We start from the raw sequence: 17,131 nt of genomic DNA, 5'->3' as shown, positions 1-17,131 counted from the left end.
CGGCGTGCTCCTCCGATCGAGACGATGGAGCAAGCTAATGAAACCGGCGGTCATTTGCGGTGCGGGTGCGGACTCCTACAGTACCCGTATCGATGACGGCACCCAAGGCCCGCCAGCCCGCAAGTGCCGCCGCCAGTTTCGAGGAGCTTCATGATGCGCGAAAGCCGTGGTCCGATTCCCGTGTCGTTCTTCGGCACCGGCGCGACGCCCCGGCCGCATGCTTGCTGATGCCGGCCACATATGCGTTGCTCACGCGCAATCCTCACACACGAAACGAAAGGAGTCCCAGACATGCCCCCGATCGAAACGCTGCTGCCGTTCTTCGGCATCTCGGTGATACTTGGACTCACGCCCGGCCCGGATAACGTCTTCGTGCTGCTGCAATCGGCGATGCGCGGTCCGCGCGCGGGCATGGTCGTGGTGCTTGGCCTGTGCACCGGGCTCCTGGTGCACACCGCCGCGGTGGCGTTTGGCCTGGCCGCGCTGTTCGCGGCTTCCGAGGTCGCGTTCGCGGCGCTGAAGATCGTCGGCGCCCTGTACCTGGCTTACCTCGCGTGGCAAGCGTTCCGCGCGCCGGTCGGCGCCATGGCCGACGGCGGCGCGGACAGCACGGGAGCCGGGCATATGTACCGGCGCGGGGTGGTGATGAACCTCACCAACCCCAAGGTGGTCATCTTCTTCCTTGCGTTCCTGCCGCAGTTCGTCGCGCCGGCCCATGGACACATCGCGCTGCAGATCCTGCTGCTGGGGCTGGTCTTCATCGTCGCCACGCTGCTGGTGTTTTCGGTGATCGCCTACTTCTCGGCGATGTTCGGTGCCCTGCTGCTGCGTTCGCCACGCGCGCAACGCGCGCTGAACTGGTTCGCCGGCATCGTATTCCTCGGACTCGCCGCGCGCCTGGCCACGGCCCATCTGTGACCCGCATCTGACCTGCATCTCGTGTGTGGCCGGCCGCGTTTCGATACCATATCGAGCCGGGCCGGGCGCTACCCGACCCGATTCCCCGATTTCACAGGACCGTTCCTGATGCCCCTGCATATCGAAACCCCGTTACTCGAATCCTTTCCCTTGAGCCAGGCCGCGGGCCGTTCCGTCTGGCTCAAGCTCGAGTCCTTGCAACCTGCCGGCTCGTTCAAGCTGCGCGGCATCGGTGCCGCCTGCGAGGAACACGCGCGCCGCGGCAAGCGCCGCTTCATTTCCTCGTCCGGCGGCAATGCCGGGATCGCCGTTGCCTACGCCGGGCGCTGCCTCTCGATCCCGGTCACGGTGGTGGTTCCGGAATCCACCACGGCGCGCGCGAAGGACCTGATCCGCCAGCAGAATGCCGAGGTGATCGTCCATGGTGCCAGCTGGAACGAGGCCAATACGCTGGCGCTGTCGATGATCGGCGAAACGGAGGCATTCCTGCACCCCTTCGACGATCCCCTGCTCTGGGCCGGCCACGCGACCCTGGTCGACGAGATCGCGCGCACGGCGTTCAAGCCGGACGCGGTGGTGTTGTCCGTGGGCGGCGGCGGGCTCATGTCCGGCGTGATCGAAGGCCTGCAGCGCAACCAGTGGGGCGACGTGCCGGTCATTGCGGTGGAAACCCGGGGCGCCGACTCCCTGGCGCAATCGATGCAGGCCGGCAAGCGCGTCACGCTGGAAGCGATCACCAGCATCGCCACCTCGCTTGGCGCCAAGCAGGTCTGCGAGCGGGCGTTCTCGCTGACGCAAGCCTATCCTGTGCGCAGTGCCGTCGTGTCTGACCGCTCGGCGCTCGCGGCGTGCGAGCGTTTTCTCGATGACCACCGCATCCTGGTCGAACCTGCGTGCGGCGCCAGCCTGGCCCTGGCCTATGAGCGCGCGCCGGAACTGGAGCCGTTCAGGAACGTGCTGGTGGTGGTCTGCGGCGGCGTCACGGCCACCGTCGACAACCTGCGGAGCTGGGCGCAGTCCTGAGCCGGGTCGCGATGCAAGCCGGGCGCCTCATCGCGGCAGGGGCGCATGCACGGCGCGGCTGTCCGCCGGCGCCTGGTCGCGCTCGTCGAGCCCGTAGTCGCGCAGCACCTGCGCCACGCGCAGGCGGTAACCCGCGAACACCCCGCCACGCCCGGCCGACTGCGCGTGGCGGTGCTCCTCGGTATTGCGCCAGGCCTTGACCGCGGCTTCGTCGCGGAAGAACGACAAGGACAGCAACTTGCCGGGGTCGCTCAGGCTCTGGAAGCGCTCCACCGAAATGAAGCCGTCGATGGCCTCCAGCGTGGGGCGCAATTGCGCGGCGATGCTCAGGTAGGTGTCCATCCGGCCTTCGGCCGGTATGACTTCGAAGATGACTGCGATCATGGCGTGGCGTGTGCTTGGGGGTTGTTCGGGCCCGGCGCGGCCGGGTCAGAGGAATTGCGGAATGCGCGCGTTGAGCGAAGGCCGGTAGCGCGATGCGCGCGCCAGCGCCGCCGGGCGCGCGCCGCGTGCCAGCAGCACTTCCACCACGGCCTGCGCCACCGCCGTGGCGAGCGCGTCGCCGGGGCAGGCGTGGCGGCCGCGGCCGAAGGTCCAGGGCGGCGAGCCCGCATCCACGCTGTCGTCCAGCGATGCGGCGGCCAGCACCACCAGCACGGCGTCGCCGGCCTTGAGGTCCGCGCCGCACAGGCGTGCATCGGCGGCGAGAAAGCGGCGCGTGTTCTGCACCGGCGGATCTTCGCGCAAGACGCGCGCGGCGAGCTCGCGCAGGTCCGCGGCTTGCGCCGCCTCGCCGGCATGCCGGCGTCCCAGCCACAGCAGCATATTGCCGACCAGCCCGGCAGTGGCCTCGCACGACTGGATCAGCAGGCCGATGGCGTTGGCCGCGATGACATCCCGGGCAATGCCGGCGGCCTGCGCGTCTCGCACCAGCGCATCGAGCGGGCGACCGGCGCCCGGCAACTGCGTGCGCATCCAGGCCTGCAGCGATTGCGCGGCATCGCTGCCGCCGGCAATCTCCTGCGGCGTCGCCAGCGGCGACAGCGCGCGCGCGAAGGCCGCCACCTGTCCGGCGACCGCTGCGCCCTCGCCGGGCGCGCCGGCCACCGCCATGCCCAGCGCATCGGCCACCGCCAGCACCGGCAGCGCGAACATCCAGTGGTTGACCGCGGCTCCTGCCTGCGCGGCATCGAACGGCAGCGCCTGCGCGAGCGCCGCCACGCGGGCGCGCATGCCGCCCGGATCCAGGCCAGCCAGATGCTTGCGCAGCACATCCTTGAGCGGCGCCTGCCATGCGGCATCGTTCATGCGCACGAGGCCACCGAACAGCACGCCGGCAGCGCTGCCCACCAGCGCCGGCGGCACCGGCTGCGCTGGCGGACGTACACGGCAGGCGGGATGCGCCAGCACCGCCGCGACCTCCGCCGCGCCAGCCGCGACCCACAGCCCGAGCGCTTCGTCGCGATAGAACGGTCGCTGCGCGGCGAGGGCGCGATAGTAGGCCGCGGGATCAGGAGCGGTCACGGCGGCGAGGGGATCGGACGGCATGGATGGATGCATGGGGGCAAGGGAGCGAAGTTGGCGTCGGGCGCATGCCGCGGACGTGCTTGCACGCGTCGCGCGGCAAGCGCCGGTGTCACGGCAGCTTTGGCCTAGTGTGCTACCCGCGCGCATCACGATGGTTCATCGTGGCCTGAACTATGCAATGCAGGAAATGCCGGATGCGCCCCGGGGAGCCGGCCGGGCGCCGGGCCGCCTTGCGCGCGCGGGGCGGCGCGTGGTCCGCTTCGCTTTGGTCGCGACGACACCGGCGGCGCGGCGGTCACGGCGTCGCCGCGGCCCGCTCGACCCGATACACCTTGCCACTGGTGGCCGAGGTGGCCGGATCGGCCAGCACATACAACTCCTGCGCGGCATCCTGGCCGAACGAGAGCACGCTGCCGCCGGCCGTGACCTGCCAGTCGACTTGCTCGGTCACAGCGCCGTCGCGGTACATGAGGCTGAGCAATTTGCCGGCGCAGAGGTCGGAATAGAAATAGCGTCCCTGCAACTCCGGAATCGCGCTGCCGCGATACACATAGCCGCCGACGATCGCACAGTCGCCGGCGCTGTGCGCGTAGTCGGACACCGGCAGCGTCAGGCCCGCCGTGTTGCAGGGCTTCGCTCCCTCGCACAGGACGCCCTCGGTACGATTCCAGCCGTAGTTCAGCCCGGCGCTGGAGGCAGGGGCCACGTCGATCTCTTCGCGCTGGTCCTGTCCCACATCGGCGATATAGATCAGCCCCGTCGTATCGAACGAGAACCGCCAGGGGTTGCGCAGCCCCAGCGCCCAGATCTCGCCGCGACCGCCGGCCCCACCGGCGAACGGATTGGTCGACGGCATGGTGTACGGCTGCCCGCCCGCGCCACTGACATCGATGCGCAGCATCTTGCCGAGCAGCACATTCGGGTTCTGGGCATTGCCCGATGGATCGCCCGTCCCACCACCGTCCCCGGTGCCGATATAGAGCATGCCGTCCGGCCCGAACGCGAGCTGGCCGCCATTGTGATTGTTGAAAGCGCTGTGCGGGATCGCCAGCACCACAGTACCGGCCGCATCGGCGAGGTCCGGGTTGCCGGCGGAGACGCCGTAGCGGGCGATGGTGATGGCACCGTTCAGATCAGTGTAGTAGACATAGAAACGCCCATTGGTGGCATAGCCCGGATCGAATGCCATGGAAAGCAGGCCGCGCTCGCCATCGTTGGTGGTCAGCGCGCCGATATCCAGGAATGGCGTGGCGGACAGCGCGCCGTTGCGCACGATACGGATGCGTCCGGGACGTTCGACCACGAAGACCCGCGCGTCGCCGCCCGGCGCCGTCAGGAATACCGGCGACTGGAGGCCGCCTGCCACTTCGTTCAGGGCCAGCCGGAGATCCACGGGCGGACCGTAGATCACGCCGGCCACCGGCGCGGTGCCTGGCGCCACCGCAATCGTCTGGACGGGCAATTGTGGCCGGTACGACGCGGAACTCGTCAGGACGTTGGCTGCGGTCACGGTATAGGTGCCCGCCACCAGGTTCGCCAGGGTCGTCGATACGCCCAGCGTCTGCCGGTAGCCGCCGGGGCCGGTGACCGTCACATTGGCGGGAATCCCGGCCGGCAGCCCCGATATGACGACCGAGAGCGTGCCGGTTCCGCCGCCGCTGACACTCACCGCACCGTCGCCGCCACCGCCGCATGCGGCAAGGAAAAGGCTGCAGGCGCCGAGCAGGCGGCACAGGGTATGTCGGAGTGTGGCTATCATGGCTGGCTCCCGTCATGGTCTGCGGCAATGGGATCGCGGGCGGGCGGCAAGCCCTTGCCCCCTGCCGGGGGCCCGGCAGCGCCGGCAGGCTTTACAAGCCGCGGTAGAAAACTCGCCGCGGCGCCAGCTGCCGGACATTGTCGCCGGGCCTGGCGCCCGGGCGAAGGTGTGGCGTGCCGCCGGCAATCCGCGCATCGCCAGCGTGCGCCTCCACGTAGCGGCACGCAAGGATTCGGCCACTACAGCCCCCCTTAGGCCGCACATATGGGCCTCACATACGGGCGCAGGTTAGCCCGGGCCCCTTCGGCATGACGCCACGCGCGACCACTCGCAACCTTCAGCGCCACTTCATCTCAAATCGTCGCAGTCTTCTGGCGCCAGCCTGAGGCCTGCTGCGTTCACATTTTCCTCAAGGTGACTGATGGATTGCGTGCCGGGGATGGGCAGCATGACGGGTGACTTGGCGAGCAGCCACGCAATAGACAATGCGGCGTGCGTGAGCCCGCGACGCGTGGCGACCTGCTTCACCTTGAGCGCCCGTAGCCCTCGCTTGCCACCCAGCGGATACCAGGGCAGAAAGGCAATCCCGAGGCGCTCGCATGCGGTGAGGACGTCCTCGCTGGTCTGGTCTCTCAGGTTGTACGCGTTCTGGACCGACACGATGGGCGTGATGCTGCGTGCCAGACTGAGCTGCGCGACGGTAACGTTCGAAATACCGATATGGCGGATTTTTCCTGTGCGCTGCAGATCGGCCAGGGCGCCTACCGACTCGGCAAATGGCACGTTCGGATCGGGGGCGTGGAGCTGATACAAATCGATGCGCTCCAGCCGCAAGCGCTGCAAGCTGCCGTCAACCGCAGTCCGCAAATGGTCGGGGCGTCCGTCCCGGACCCAGGTTCGACGAGCCGGTCGCACCAAGCCACCTTTCGTACCGATGACCAGGTCCGGAGGATAGGGATACAAGGCCTGCGCGATCAATGACTCATTGGCCTCCGGACCGTAGCTATCCGCAGTGTCAATGAAGTTCACGCCAAGCTCGATCGCTCGACGCAGGACTCGATGGGCCTGATCCCGATCCCTTGGTCTTCCCCAGGCCGAATCGCCACACAGACGCATTGCGCCGAAGCCCAGCCGATTGACTGTCAGGTCACCGAGGTCTATCGTGCCCGCGAGCGCTGCGCCGTTCTGTTCCATTGGAACTCCATCTTGTCGGCGTCCTCGATATGACGCGCGCAGGCAGTAATATGAGCGTTCCCTCCCTCAATTGGAATCCCGCGATGCAAGTACTGGTTGACGCCGACGCCTGCCCGCTTGTCGTCAAGGAAATGCTGTATCGGGCCGCGCAGCGTGTCGAAGTGTGCGTCACGCTGGTGGCGAACCGGTATTTGCGCACGCCGCCTTCGCGCTTTATCAAGGCACTGCAAGTGCCGGCGGGCATCGACGCCGCCGATGAGCGCATCGTCGAGCTGGCCGGCCATGGTGACCTCGTGATTACGGCGGATATACCGCTTGCCGCCGCCGCCCTCGACAAGGGTGCCTATGTGCTCGACCCGCGCGGAAGCTGGTTTACCCGTGAGAATATCCAGGAACGCCTGACCATGCGCGAGGTGATGGACCAGCTCCGCGGCTCGGGTGTCGATACCGGCGGTCCGGCACCGTACGCCCAACAGGATAGCAAGGCGTTCGCTGGCCAACTGGACCGATTCCTGGCAGGCCATGCCCCGCCAGGCGCGGCCGCCTGAAGCGTGCTGGCCTCGCGAACCGTGGTTGCTTCAAGACGGCGGCACGCCCAGGCGCGCAGGTTCAGCGCCACCCCGACACATCGCTGAAGCGCGCCTTCAGGAAATCGATGAACACCCTCACGCGGGTCGGCATGTGCTGGCGGCTTGGAAACACCGCGAAGATGTCCAGCACGGTGGGCTGGTAGGCCGGCATGACATGTCGCAGCCGCCCTTCGCGCAGGTCGTCGTTGACCATATAGGTCGGGTGCATGGCGATGCCGTGCCCGAGGATGGCCGCATGCCGCAGCGCTTCGCCAAAGTTCGCGCGGATCGTGCCGGTTACGCGCACTGACGTATTGCCCTCCGGCCCATTGAACGCCCAGGTATTGGTCGGCGATTTCAGCGCATGCACCAGGCAATCGTGCGCGAGGAGGTCCTGCGGCGTGGCGGGATAGCCGCGCGCGGCGAGATAGCGGTCCGACGCCACCAGGATCTGCGGCACCACGGCGAGCTTTTGCGCGACATAGCTCGTGTCGCGTAGCGATGGCGCGATGCGAACGGAGAGGTCGAGTCCATCCTTGACCAGGTCGGCCCGTCCATCGTCCAGGTGCAGGATCACCTGCACGTCGGGGTGCAGCACCGAGAACTCCGTCAGCAGTGGCACCAGGTGGAACGCGCCGAACGAAGGCGGCGTCCCCACCCGCAAGGCACCGCGCGGCGATGTGATCGATCCCTCGATCGCGGCCTGTGCCTGGTCGTATCGCTCGAGCAGGTCCGCCCCTGCTTCGAGCAGGGACAGTCCGGCATCGGTCAGCGCCACGCTCTTGGTGGTGCGCGTCAGCAGCCTTGCGCCCAGCGACGTTTCCAGCCAGGCCACATGCTTGGTCACATTCCCCTTGGACATGCCCAGCCGCTCGGCGGCCGCCGAGAAACTTCGGCCCCTGGCCACTTCCAGAAAGACCTCGATACAGCGCAACCGGTCCATATTGCCTCGTTGTTTCCAGTCCGGAAACAACAAATTCTCGTCCATGTGCTTCCCGGGCGCAAGCAGGGTCGGTAGTCTTGGCACAGATGCAGGCACTTTCGCTTGCTTCCAACGCGAAAACAATCAATGGCGCCCTCCCACGCCCTGCTGCCCCTTTGCCAGCAACTGCTGCACCGTTTCTTCCACTGTCTCGACCAGTCGGACTATGACGGCCTGCTCGCCCTGTTCGATCCGGACGGCGTCTGGCACCGGCAAGGGGTGGCGCTGCGCGGCCACATGGCGATGGCCGAAGCGATGCAAACCCGCTCGACGACGCAACGCATCCGCCATGTACTGAGCAACGTTTTCGTGCACAAGCATGACGACCACGTCGCCGAGGTGGGCGGGTACATGGCGGTCTATCGCTTCGACAACGGCCATCCGCAGGACGGCCTGGTGACGATCGACGGCCCGTCACAGCTGTACGCGGTGCAGGCCACGATCCGGCTCGGCGCGGACGATGCCACGCTGGTGGCGCTGACCATCACCCCCGAATTCCGCTTCGTTGCGGCGGCCTGACGCCATGAACGCGCACGAATTCGCCCATCAGTCCCTGCGCACGCGCCTGGTGCTGCGCGCCGGCGCCGTCCATGCGCTACGTGAAGAGCTTGACCGCCTCGGCGTAAAGCGGCCCCTGTTGCTGACCAGCCCGCGCACCGCCACATCGGCGCTGTATGCCACCGTGCAGGATCTGTTGCAGGATGGGGCCGCGCTTTCGGTCAGCGACATCCCGGCGCATTCGTCGGTTCAGACGGCGACCCGTATTGCCGTTGCCGCCCGCAGCGCACAGATCGATGGTGTCGTGGCCGTCGGGGGCGGCAGCGTCAGCGACACGGCCAAGGCAGTGACGCTGCTGCTGGCCGAGGGCGGCGAGCTGGCCCGGCACGCCAGCCGTTTCATACCGCCGCGCCAGGTGATCATGCCCGCGCTGCTGGCGCCGAAGCTGCCGATCGTCTCGATACCGGTCACCGCCTCGGGCGCCGAAGTGACACCGTCCTTCGGCATCCGCACCGATGCCGGCACCAAGCTGCTGTTCTGGGACGCGCAGATCGCCAGCCGCGTCGTGCTGGCCGACCCGGCGGCTACGCGTGATATCCCGGCAGCGCTGCTGCTGAGCACGGCGATGAACGGGCTGGCCCATTGCATCGAAGGTCTCTACTCGACGGCACGTTCACCGATCGCTTCCGTGCTGGCGCTCGACGCCACACGCCGCTTCGGCAGCGCGATGCGAGAACTGGCACGCGACGCGCAGAGCGAAGCGGCGCGCGCGGAACTGCTGCTGGCCGCACATATGTCCGGCATGGTGCTCGCCAGTGCGCGAAGCTGTCTCCATCACGCAATCTGCCATGTGCTCGGCGCCACGTTCGGCGTGCCGCATGGCGCGGCGAATGCGGTGATCCTGCCCCACGCGGTGCGCTTCAATGCGCCGGCAGCGCAGGCCGAAACCGATGCCGCCGCGCAAGCGCTCGGCGGCATCGACCTGCCGGCTTGCCTGACGGCCCTGCAGGCAGACACCGGCGTGCCCTCGCGCCTGCGTGACCTCGGCATCGCCCGCGACGCCCTGCCCGCCGTCGCGCATCACGTGATGGGCGAGCGCGGGCTGGCCTTCAACCCGCGTCCGGTGGCACGCCCCGACGACGTTCTTTCGATCCTGATGGCCGCCTGGTAAGGCGTCTTGCCACACAGGCCCCCGCACAAGCCCCCGCATCAGCCCCAACACGGAGACACACCTCATGAATATCGTGCCCAACGCCGACGGCTTCGGCGCCCGCATCGAAGGCCTGGACCTGTCCCTGCCGCTGACCGACGCCGGCCAGACGCAGGTCGAACAGGTGCTCGGACGCTACGGCGTGGTCAGCTTCCCGAACCAGTCGCTCGATGCCGCCAGCCTGAAGGCCTTCAGCGACCGCTTCGGCAAGCTCGAGATCAACGTGGCCGGCAAGTACCAGGAACCCGGCATCCCCGAGGTCATGATCCTGTCGAACATTGTCGAGGACGACACGCCGATCGGGCTCGCCGATGCGGGACAGGACTGGCATACCGACATGTCGTACAGCCGCATGATCGCGTTCTGCAACATCCTCTATGGCATCGAGATTCCGCACCGCGATGGCGAGCCACTCGGCTGCACCGAGTTCTGCAACATGCACGCCGCATACGACGATCTGCCGGCCGACATCAAGACGCGGCTCGATGGCATGACCGTGCTGCATGATTTCAACAAGTTCTGGGAAATGATGCGGCGCGAGAAAGGCAGCCAGCGCCCGCCGCTGACCGAGGCGCAACGCGCCGCGAAGCCACCGGTGTCGCATCCGGTGTTCTTGACCCACCCGATCACGGGGCGCAAGGTGCTCTATGCCAACCCGGGCTATTCGGTACGTATCAATGAGCTGCCGCCGCAGCAAAGCGACGAGATGCTGGCTTACCTGTTCGCGCACCAGTTGCAGGACAAGTACCGCTACCGCCACCGCTGGACCGTCGGCGATGTGCTGATGTGGGACAACATGGGCACGATCCACAATGCCGTGGCCGACTACCGCTCCGACGAGCGCCGGCTGATCAAGCGTTGCCAGGTCATGGCGAACCGCTTTTTCCCGGAGGCCACGGCATGAAGCTCGCGACATACCTGCAAGACGGCAGGCCTGGCATCGGCGTCGTGACCGGGGACGACCGCCTGCTCCCGGTGGCCGACTGGGTCAGGCAGACGCCTGTCACGCAAGCCGTCACGCTACGCTGCGCCGCCGCTGGCATCGAACCGGCGGCCGGCGGCATGCTGCGGCTCCTGCAGGCCGGTCCCCCGGCGCTGGCCGCGCTGGCCCTGCATGTGCAAGCCATGCGCGAAGCCGGCCACGCCGCGATGATTCCCCTGGATGCCGTGACGCTGCTGGCGCCGGTTCCGCGTCCCGGCAAGATCGTCGCCATCGGTCGCAACTATGCCGACCACGCGAAGGAAACGGGCGTGGCGCCGTTCGAGAAGCCGCGCATCATCGCCAAGCTGCCCTCGAGCGTTGCGGCACCGGGCACGGCAATTCCGTGCCCGCCAGACGTGACCAAGCTCGATTTCGAAGCCGAGCTGGCCGTCGTCATCGGCGTGCATGCAAGGCATATCGAGGCGCATGAGGCGCCGTCGGTCATCGCCGGCTACACCGTGCTCAACGACATGAGCGCGCGCGAGTTCCAGTTCGATGTGTCGCCGCCGCAGACCACGTTTGCCAAGAGCCACGACGGCTTCGCGCCGATGGGCCCGTGGCTGGTCACACGCGACGAGGTACCCGATCCCCAGGCGCTCACGGTAGAAGCCTGGATCAACGGCGAGCGCATGCAACATGGCCATACCGCCGACATGCTGTTTCCCGTCAACACGCTGATTGCCTACCTGTCGCGCTTCATGACGCTGGAGCCAGGCGACGTGGTGGCCACCGGCACGCCGGCCGGCAGCGGTGCCTTCCGAGATCCTCCGCGCTACCTGCGCGCCGGCGACAGGCTGCGCCTGTCGGTATCGGGCGTGGGCGTGCTGGAGCACGGCATCGCCTGACGCAGCAACAGCAATAGCAACAGCAGAACAGCAGCAAGCCGGCGCACCAGACGCCGCCCGCACGACACTCAAGGAGACAACCATGAAATGCCCCCCGCACATCACTGCCTGGCAACGAATGGCCGCCACGCTCGTGGCAGCCGGCGCACTGCTCGGCACCGCGCCCGCAGTCGCCGCAGCCACCGCCACCTATCCGTCAAAGCCGATCCGCATGGTCGTGGGCTTCGCGGCCGGCGGCCCGACCGACGTCATTGCGCGCGTGCTGGCGCAGGACATGAGCACCACGCTTGGGACATCGGTATTGGTCGATAACAAGACCGGCGCCAACTCGCTGATCGCCACCAAGGAAGTCAAGGCCGCCGACGCCGACGGCTACACGGTGCTGTTCGCCTCGCTATCGCACAACGTCAACGCGCTGCTGATGAAGGAGCGCGCCGGCTACGACCCGCTCAAGGACTTCGTGCCCGTATCGAACGCGGCGATGCTGCCGCTGGTGGCCGTCACGGCGGCGAATTCCCCGTATCACACGCTGCCCGAGCTGATCAAGGCAGCCAAGTCCGGCGACGGCGCCGTGAGTTTCGGTTCGGCCGGAAACGGCGGCTCGGGACACCTGGCCGCGGAACTGCTGGGGACGACGGCGAAAGTGCATATGACCCATGTACCGTTCCGTGGCAATGGTCCCGCGCTGACCGAAGTCATGGCCGGTCGCGTATCGTTCACCTTCTACCCGATCATCGGCATTGCCGAATACGTGAACCAGAAGCGCCTGCGCGTACTGGCTGTCGGCACCGCCAGGCGGCTGCCCGAGTTCCCCGATGCGCCGACGATGGCCGAATCCGGCTTTCCGGGCTTCGAGGAGACGGCACCGTGGGTGGGACTGCTCGCGCCGGCCGGCACGCCCAAGGAGGCCGTCGACAAGCTTCATGATGCGATGGTCAAGGCGCTGGCCAAGCCCGCGGTGAAGGAGCGCCTGCGCAGCCTTGGCGCGATCCCCGTTGGCGACACGCCGGCCCAGTTCGCCGCATTCCTGAAACAGGACCAGCAGAGGTGGCAGCGCGTGATCCAGTCGGCCGGCATCAAGGCAGAGTGAGCACCACGATGAACGCCCATTCGATTGCGGACCTGCGGGCGGCGGCGCGCAGGTATCTGCCGCGCGCCATCTTCGATTTCTTCGATGGCGGCGCCGAAGACGAAATCACCCTCGATGACAACGTGGCCGCGTTCCGGCGCATTCGCCTGGCCCCGCACACGCTGGTCGACGTGTCTTCGGTCGACACCGGCGCCACGGTGCTGGGCGCCCCGGCGGCGATGCCACTGGCCATCGCACCTACGGGTGCGGTCGGCTTTGGCCGGCACGGCGGCGACGTGGCCATCGCCCGTGCGGCCGCGGCGGCCGGTGTGCCATATACCTTGTCGAGCACTGCCACGGCCTCGATCGAACGGATTGCCGACGCGGCGCCGGGACGGCTCTGGTTCCAGGCCTACATCCTGCGCAACAAGCCGTTCCTGCATGCCTGGATGGACCGCGCCCATGCGGCCGGCTACGAGGCGCTGGTCATTACGGTGGACCTGCCCGTGGGCGGCAAGCGCGAGCGGGACTTCCGCAACGACTTCCGCGTGCCGTTCCGTTTCACGCCGCGAAACCTCCTGGACTTCGCGACGCGCCCACGCTGGGCAATGCGTCTGCTGACCCACGGCATGCCCGTGATGGAAAACCTGCAGGGCCTGGAGGCGGAAGCCCGGAGCGCCAGCGCCGTGGCATCGTCGGTCGGCCGAAACTACGATCCCGCATTCGACTGGGATGCGCTGGCCGCGCTGCGGGACCGCTGGCCGCGCAAGCTGATCGTCAAAGGCATTCTTCGTCCCGACGATGCATTGCGCGCGGCGGCGCTGGGCGCCGATGCGATCGTCGTGTCCAATCATGGCGGGCGCCAGCTAGACGGCGTGCAGGCATCGATCGATGCATTGCCTCCGGTGGTCCAGGCACTGAAGGGCCGCGTGCCGGTGCTGCTGGACGGTGGCGTCAGGCGCGGCAGCGACGTCCTCAAGGCGCGCGCGCTTGGTGCGCAAGCCGTGCTCGTGGGCCGCGCCACGCTCTACGGCGTGGCCGCGGCGGGCGAGGAGGGTGCGCACCGCGCATTGGCGATCCTGCAGGACGAGTACATGCGAACGATGCAACTGTGCGGTGTGACGCGCACCGAGGCGATCTCGCGCGACCTGATCCTCGGCGCGGGACGGATGGCCGATGGCGGACCGCGCTCACAAGAGCCCATCGCGCATTCCCCCGCTGCCGTCAGCGCCTGACCCCGGACCCGTCACATCACATGAGGTCGCCTGGAGACCTCGACCCTGCCATGCGCGCAACGAGGCCATCTCGTCAGAGGCGTGGTGCGCCGCCGTCAGGATGTGCCGGCACCGGATTCCACCGCCGCGAGCCTGAACACAGTCGGCGCACCATCCATGAACGCGCCCATCTGCCGACCGATGCGGCGATAGTGATCGGCCTTGACGTGGGCCTGGGCCGCAGCCTCGTCGGCATAGCGCTCGATAAAGACATAGACGCGGTCTTCATCCGAGCGCCACAGCTCATATGACAGGCAGCCTGCTTCACCGCGCGATGCGGCGACCAGGTCGGCCGCCAGCGCTTCGAACTCGGCCTCCCGGCCTTCCTGGACTTTGATCTTCGCAACAATTCCACGCATTGCCTTTCCCCCTGCTGGTATGTTCAGTATTCATGCAAGCGACAGCATCCCCTGCAGTCGCTTTGCAACGATGTCTTCCGCCTGGCGCATGATTCGGTCGATCAGTTCTCCGACCGTGGGTATGTCATGAATCAAGCCGGCGACCATGCCGCACGACCAGGCGCCCGCGTCGAGGTCGCCGTCTTTCATGACACGCGGATAGACGCCACCCACCTCCTCGGCGATGTCCGAGAAGGCGATGTCGGCCCCGAGCCGCCTTTCCTTCTCCAGCAGGCGCTCGACCCCGGCGTTGTTCAGCACGCGCTCGGTATTGCGCAGCGGCCGCATCACGAGCCGCGTATCGAGTTCGGTCGCCGCGACGATGGCCTGCTTCACTTTCTGGTGTACCGGCGCCTCGTGGGTTGCGACGAAGCGCGTGCCCATATTGATGCCGCCGGCACCCATTGCCAGCGCCGCCACCAGCGAGCGGCCATCGGCCATGCCGCCCGAGGCAACGAACGGCACCTTGAGCTCGTCCGCGGCGCGGGGCAGCAGGATGAAGTTGGGAACGTCGTCCTCGCCGGGATGGCCGCCACATTCAAAGCCGTCCACGCTGACCGCGTCGCAGCCGATGCTCTCGGCCTTCAATGCATGCCGCACCGACGTGCATTTGTGGATCACCTTGATCCCGGCTTCGTGCAGCATCGGCAGCCATTTCTGCGGGTTGTTGCCGGCGGTCTCGACGACCTTGACGCCGCCATCGATGATCGCGCGCACGTAGCCGGGGTAATCGGGCGGATTGCGCGCGGGCAGGAAGGTCAGGTTGACGCCGAACGGCTTGTCGGTCAGTTCCCGGCAACGCCGGATCTCTTGCGCCAGGGCCTGCGGACTCGGCTGCGTCAGCGCGGTGATGATGCCCAGCCCGCCCGCATTGGACACCGCGGCAGCCAGCTCCGCGAACCCGACGTAGTGCATGCCGCCCTGGATGATCGGATGCGCGATGCCGAACAATTCGGTGATCTGCGTTTTCATTGGCGAATCTCCTTTGAATGAATGGGTGAGAGCGAATGCTGGTCAGAACTGGTCGGCCGGCAACGCCATCAGGCAGGCCGCGCCGGTTTCCACGCGCTGCCGCAAGGCCGGAACCAGCGGCAGTTCGCGCGCGAACCAGTAGCGGGCGAGTTCCAGCTTGCGCGTGAGGAATGGCTTGTTTGCCGCCGCGGGCATGAGGCCGAGCGCCACATCCGCTATCCGCAGCCACGTCCAGGCGCAGGCGACGATGCCCATCATCGTGAGGAAATCGCTGGAGGACGCGCCGGCGTCGTACGGGTCGCGCGCCGGGTCAGCGAACCAAGTGGCGCAGGCGCGGATGTCCTGCACGGCTTGCCGCAGCGCATCGGCATGCGGGCGAAGCGGCTCGCGCTGCCCCGCTTCCGACGCCGTGCCCTCGACCAGTTCGAGGAAGTCAGCGAGCGCGCGGCCACCGCCGGCGGGCAGCTTGCGCAGCACCAGGTCCAGGGCCTGCACGCCGTTGGCGCCTTCGTAGAGCTGGAAGATGCGGCAGTCGCGCACCAGTTGTTCGACCCCGTTGTCGCGGATATAGCCGTGCCCGCCCATCAGTTGCATGGCGTCGTTGGCCGACTCGAAGGAACGGTCACTGAAGAACGCCTTGACCACCGGCGTCAGCAGGCTGCCGATCGCGTTGCGGCTGCCGCGCAGCGCTTCGTCCGGCTCGTCGAGCAGCGTCCTGACGAGCAATCCCAGGGCGCGGGCGGATTCGAGGAAAGCTGCCTGCTTCAGCAGCAGCCGGCGCACGTCCGGATGGACCACGATCGGGTCGGCGGCGCCGCCGCTGCGGTCTTCGGCCTTGGCCGCCCGGCCGGCCAGCCGCTCGCGGGCGTAGTCGGCGGCATGGCCATAGGCGCGGGTCGCCGACGACAATGCCTGCAGCCCGGTGCCGAGGCGCGCCGAGTTCATCATGTCGAACATGCCGCTCATGCCGGCGGACGACTTGCGCTGCGTCCCCGCAGGCTGGCTCGACTCCTGCAGCGGATACGCCAGCGCGTGCTCGAACGACATCGTGCAGGTGGCGCTGCCCTTCAGGCCCATCTTGTGTTCGATGCCGGCCACGACGACGCCGTTGGGGCCGCCCAGCGTGCCGGTGTCGGGGTCCACCACGCGCTTGGGAACAAGGAACAGCCGGACCGTCGAAAGGTCGTCACGGATATGGCCGCTCTCGTCCGGCACCTTCGCCAGCACCAGGTGGATGACATTCTCGGTCAGGTCCTGGTCGCCGCCCGAGATAAAGATCTTGGTGCCACTCAGCCGCCAGCTGCCGTCCGGCTGCGGCACCGCGCGCGTCTTCATCAGGCGCAGGTCAGTGCCGCAATGCGGCTCGGTCAGGCACATCGTGCCCGCCCAGCGTCCCTCGACCATCGCAGGCACGACGTGCTGCAGCATCCAGGGCTCGCCGGTGCGGCGGATCGTGGCATGCGCGCCGGCCGTCAGGCCCGCATAGAGGCCCAGCGAATTACAGGCCGACGCGGAGAACTCGCGCACCGCCTGTCCGATGGTCTCCGGCAGTCCGGCACCGCCGAGTGCCTCGGGCGCCGACACCCGGTTCCAGCCCGCCTCGCACAGCGCGGCGTATCCGGCCGGATAGCCGTCCGGCGTCCGTACCGCGCCGTTTTCGAAACGGCAGCCCTGCTCGTCGGCCGGGCCGTCCAGCGGCGCCCAGACTTCCTCGAAGAAGCGGGCGGCCTGCCCGAGCACCTCGCGTGTATCGTCGCGCGCGAGGTCGCCCAGTGCATGCGGCGCGACCGGCGCGATCACGTCATGCAGCAGGAAGACATAGTCGTCGACGGGAGCTTTGTATGTTGTGGACACAGCAATTCCTTGTTCGTGAATGCAATGGATGGCGATGGATGGCGATGGATGGCGATT

Annotated in this window: 17 protein-coding genes; 9 read left to right on the top strand and 8 right to left on the bottom strand. The window is 67.6% G+C overall.

Annotation, left to right across the window (positions count from 1 at the left end):
* The first annotated feature begins 291 nt into the window (after positions 1-291).
* Both AC1DKV_RS07120 and AC1DKV_RS07115 read left to right on the top strand, forming a co-directional pair.
* Positions 292-918: a LysE family translocator gene (locus tag AC1DKV_RS07120; protein WP_441611932.1), complete on the top strand. Its 627-nt coding sequence runs from the start codon at positions 292-294 to the stop codon at positions 916-918.
* Between the two features lie 108 nt (positions 919-1,026).
* On the top strand, positions 1,027-1,941 hold the full coding sequence (locus tag AC1DKV_RS07115) for a serine/threonine dehydratase family protein (protein WP_441611931.1): 915 nt from the start codon (positions 1,027-1,029) through the stop codon (positions 1,939-1,941).
* Between the two features lie 27 nt (positions 1,942-1,968).
* On the opposite strand, the gene AC1DKV_RS07110 is transcribed toward AC1DKV_RS07115, so the two are convergent.
* The 4 genes from AC1DKV_RS07110 to AC1DKV_RS07095 form a co-directional block, all read right to left on the bottom strand.
* Complete coding sequence (locus tag AC1DKV_RS07110) at positions 1,969-2,325, bottom strand: antibiotic biosynthesis monooxygenase family protein (protein ID WP_441611930.1); 357 nt, start codon at positions 2,323-2,325, stop codon at positions 1,969-1,971.
* 45 nt (positions 2,326-2,370) lie between these two features.
* A complete protein-coding gene (locus tag AC1DKV_RS07105; protein WP_441611929.1) occupies positions 2,371-3,489 on the bottom strand; it encodes a cytochrome P450 family protein in 1,119 nt (372 codons plus the stop codon).
* Positions 3,490-3,763: 274 nt separating this feature from the next.
* Positions 3,764-5,227, bottom strand: a complete 1,464-nt coding sequence (locus tag AC1DKV_RS07100) for a PQQ-dependent sugar dehydrogenase (protein ID WP_441611928.1) — start codon at positions 5,225-5,227, stop codon at positions 3,764-3,766.
* 348 nt (positions 5,228-5,575) lie between these two features.
* Positions 5,576-6,421 (bottom strand): aldo/keto reductase, encoded by an 846-nt coding sequence (locus AC1DKV_RS07095; protein WP_441611927.1) that lies wholly within the window; start codon positions 6,419-6,421, stop codon positions 5,576-5,578.
* A gap of 83 nt (positions 6,422-6,504) precedes the next feature.
* Between AC1DKV_RS07095 and AC1DKV_RS07090 the strand changes: the two genes are divergently transcribed.
* Entirely contained in the window at positions 6,505-6,969 is a 465-nt protein-coding gene (locus AC1DKV_RS07090) for a YaiI/YqxD family protein (protein WP_441612263.1), read from the top strand.
* Positions 6,970-7,030: 61 nt separating this feature from the next.
* Here the strand turns inward: AC1DKV_RS07090 and AC1DKV_RS07085 are convergent, their stop codons facing one another.
* Positions 7,031-7,978 (bottom strand): LysR family transcriptional regulator, encoded by a 948-nt coding sequence (locus tag AC1DKV_RS07085; RefSeq protein WP_441611926.1) that lies wholly within the window; start codon positions 7,976-7,978, stop codon positions 7,031-7,033.
* An 81-nt stretch (positions 7,979-8,059) separates the two neighbouring features.
* Between AC1DKV_RS07085 and AC1DKV_RS07080 the strand changes: the two genes are divergently transcribed.
* The 6 genes from AC1DKV_RS07080 (at position 8,060) to AC1DKV_RS07055 (ending at position 13,811) form a co-directional block, all read left to right on the top strand.
* A complete protein-coding gene (locus tag AC1DKV_RS07080) occupies positions 8,060-8,491 on the top strand; it encodes a nuclear transport factor 2 family protein (RefSeq protein ID WP_441611925.1) in 432 nt (143 codons plus the stop codon).
* Between the two features lie 4 nt (positions 8,492-8,495).
* Positions 8,496-9,641, top strand: a complete 1,146-nt coding sequence (locus AC1DKV_RS07075) for an iron-containing alcohol dehydrogenase family protein (protein ID WP_441611924.1) — start codon at positions 8,496-8,498, stop codon at positions 9,639-9,641.
* Positions 9,642-9,705: 64 nt separating this feature from the next.
* Complete coding sequence (locus tag AC1DKV_RS07070) at positions 9,706-10,584, top strand: TauD/TfdA dioxygenase family protein (protein WP_441611923.1); 879 nt, start codon at positions 9,706-9,708, stop codon at positions 10,582-10,584.
* The gene (locus AC1DKV_RS07065) at positions 10,581-11,507 is read left to right on the top strand and encodes a fumarylacetoacetate hydrolase family protein (RefSeq protein WP_441611922.1); all 927 of its coding nucleotides are present in this window, start codon (positions 10,581-10,583) and stop codon (positions 11,505-11,507) included. The genes AC1DKV_RS07070 and AC1DKV_RS07065 overlap by 4 nt, the downstream gene beginning before the upstream one ends.
* 82 nt (positions 11,508-11,589) lie before the next feature.
* The gene (locus AC1DKV_RS07060) at positions 11,590-12,597 is read left to right on the top strand and encodes a tripartite tricarboxylate transporter substrate binding protein (protein ID WP_441611921.1); all 1,008 of its coding nucleotides are present in this window, start codon (positions 11,590-11,592) and stop codon (positions 12,595-12,597) included.
* An 8-nt stretch (positions 12,598-12,605) separates the two neighbouring features.
* Positions 12,606-13,811 (top strand): alpha-hydroxy acid oxidase, encoded by a 1,206-nt coding sequence (locus AC1DKV_RS07055; RefSeq protein WP_441611920.1) that lies wholly within the window; start codon positions 12,606-12,608, stop codon positions 13,809-13,811.
* 95 nt (positions 13,812-13,906) lie between these two features.
* On the opposite strand, the gene AC1DKV_RS07050 is transcribed toward AC1DKV_RS07055, so the two are convergent.
* The 3 genes from AC1DKV_RS07050 to AC1DKV_RS07040 are packed head-to-tail and all read right to left on the bottom strand — an operon-like array spanning position 13,907 to position 17,074.
* Complete coding sequence (locus AC1DKV_RS07050) at positions 13,907-14,209, bottom strand: putative quinol monooxygenase (RefSeq protein WP_441611919.1); 303 nt, start codon at positions 14,207-14,209, stop codon at positions 13,907-13,909.
* 30 nt (positions 14,210-14,239) lie between these two features.
* Entirely contained in the window at positions 14,240-15,220 is a 981-nt protein-coding gene (locus tag AC1DKV_RS07045) for an NAD(P)H-dependent flavin oxidoreductase (protein ID WP_441611918.1), read from the bottom strand.
* A 42-nt stretch (positions 15,221-15,262) separates the two neighbouring features.
* Positions 15,263-17,074, bottom strand: a complete 1,812-nt coding sequence (locus AC1DKV_RS07040) for an acyl-CoA dehydrogenase C-terminal domain-containing protein (protein WP_441611917.1) — start codon at positions 17,072-17,074, stop codon at positions 15,263-15,265.
* Positions 17,075-17,131: the final 57 nt, after the last annotated feature.

Source organism: Cupriavidus sp. 05T41, from assembly GCF_056396525.1.
The sequence above is the reverse complement of the archived record's forward strand: the minus strand, read 5'-3'. Positions and strand labels throughout refer to the sequence as shown.

What these genes read in the sequence shown, in the direction of transcription:
- AC1DKV_RS07085 (WP_441611926.1), bottom strand. Translation starts at nt 7,978, where the DNA reads ATGGACGAGAATTTGTTGTTTCCGGACTGGAAACAACGAGGCAATATG.
- AC1DKV_RS07070 (WP_441611923.1), top strand. Translation starts at nt 9,706, where the DNA reads ATGAATATCGTGCCCAACGCCGACGGCTTCGGCGCCCGCATCGAAGGC.
- AC1DKV_RS07050 (WP_441611919.1), bottom strand. Translation starts at nt 14,209, where the DNA reads ATGCGTGGAATTGTTGCGAAGATCAAAGTCCAGGAAGGCCGGGAGGCC.
- AC1DKV_RS07090 (WP_441612263.1), top strand. Translation starts at nt 6,505, where the DNA reads ATGCAAGTACTGGTTGACGCCGACGCCTGCCCGCTTGTCGTCAAGGAA.
- AC1DKV_RS07080 (WP_441611925.1), top strand. Translation starts at nt 8,060, where the DNA reads ATGGCGCCCTCCCACGCCCTGCTGCCCCTTTGCCAGCAACTGCTGCAC.
- AC1DKV_RS07100 (WP_441611928.1), bottom strand. Translation starts at nt 5,227, where the DNA reads ATGATAGCCACACTCCGACATACCCTGTGCCGCCTGCTCGGCGCCTGC.
- AC1DKV_RS07095 (WP_441611927.1), bottom strand. Translation starts at nt 6,421, where the DNA reads ATGGAACAGAACGGCGCAGCGCTCGCGGGCACGATAGACCTCGGTGAC.
- AC1DKV_RS07120 (WP_441611932.1), top strand. Translation starts at nt 292, where the DNA reads ATGCCCCCGATCGAAACGCTGCTGCCGTTCTTCGGCATCTCGGTGATA.
- AC1DKV_RS07115 (WP_441611931.1), top strand. Translation starts at nt 1,027, where the DNA reads ATGCCCCTGCATATCGAAACCCCGTTACTCGAATCCTTTCCCTTGAGC.
- AC1DKV_RS07045 (WP_441611918.1), bottom strand. Translation starts at nt 15,220, where the DNA reads ATGAAAACGCAGATCACCGAATTGTTCGGCATCGCGCATCCGATCATC.
- AC1DKV_RS07075 (WP_441611924.1), top strand. Translation starts at nt 8,496, where the DNA reads ATGAACGCGCACGAATTCGCCCATCAGTCCCTGCGCACGCGCCTGGTG.
- AC1DKV_RS07065 (WP_441611922.1), top strand. Translation starts at nt 10,581, where the DNA reads ATGAAGCTCGCGACATACCTGCAAGACGGCAGGCCTGGCATCGGCGTC.
- AC1DKV_RS07105 (WP_441611929.1), bottom strand. Translation starts at nt 3,489, where the DNA reads ATGCCGTCCGATCCCCTCGCCGCCGTGACCGCTCCTGATCCCGCGGCC.
- AC1DKV_RS07060 (WP_441611921.1), top strand. Translation starts at nt 11,590, where the DNA reads ATGAAATGCCCCCCGCACATCACTGCCTGGCAACGAATGGCCGCCACG.
- AC1DKV_RS07055 (WP_441611920.1), top strand. Translation starts at nt 12,606, where the DNA reads ATGAACGCCCATTCGATTGCGGACCTGCGGGCGGCGGCGCGCAGGTAT.
- AC1DKV_RS07110 (WP_441611930.1), bottom strand. Translation starts at nt 2,325, where the DNA reads ATGATCGCAGTCATCTTCGAAGTCATACCGGCCGAAGGCCGGATGGAC.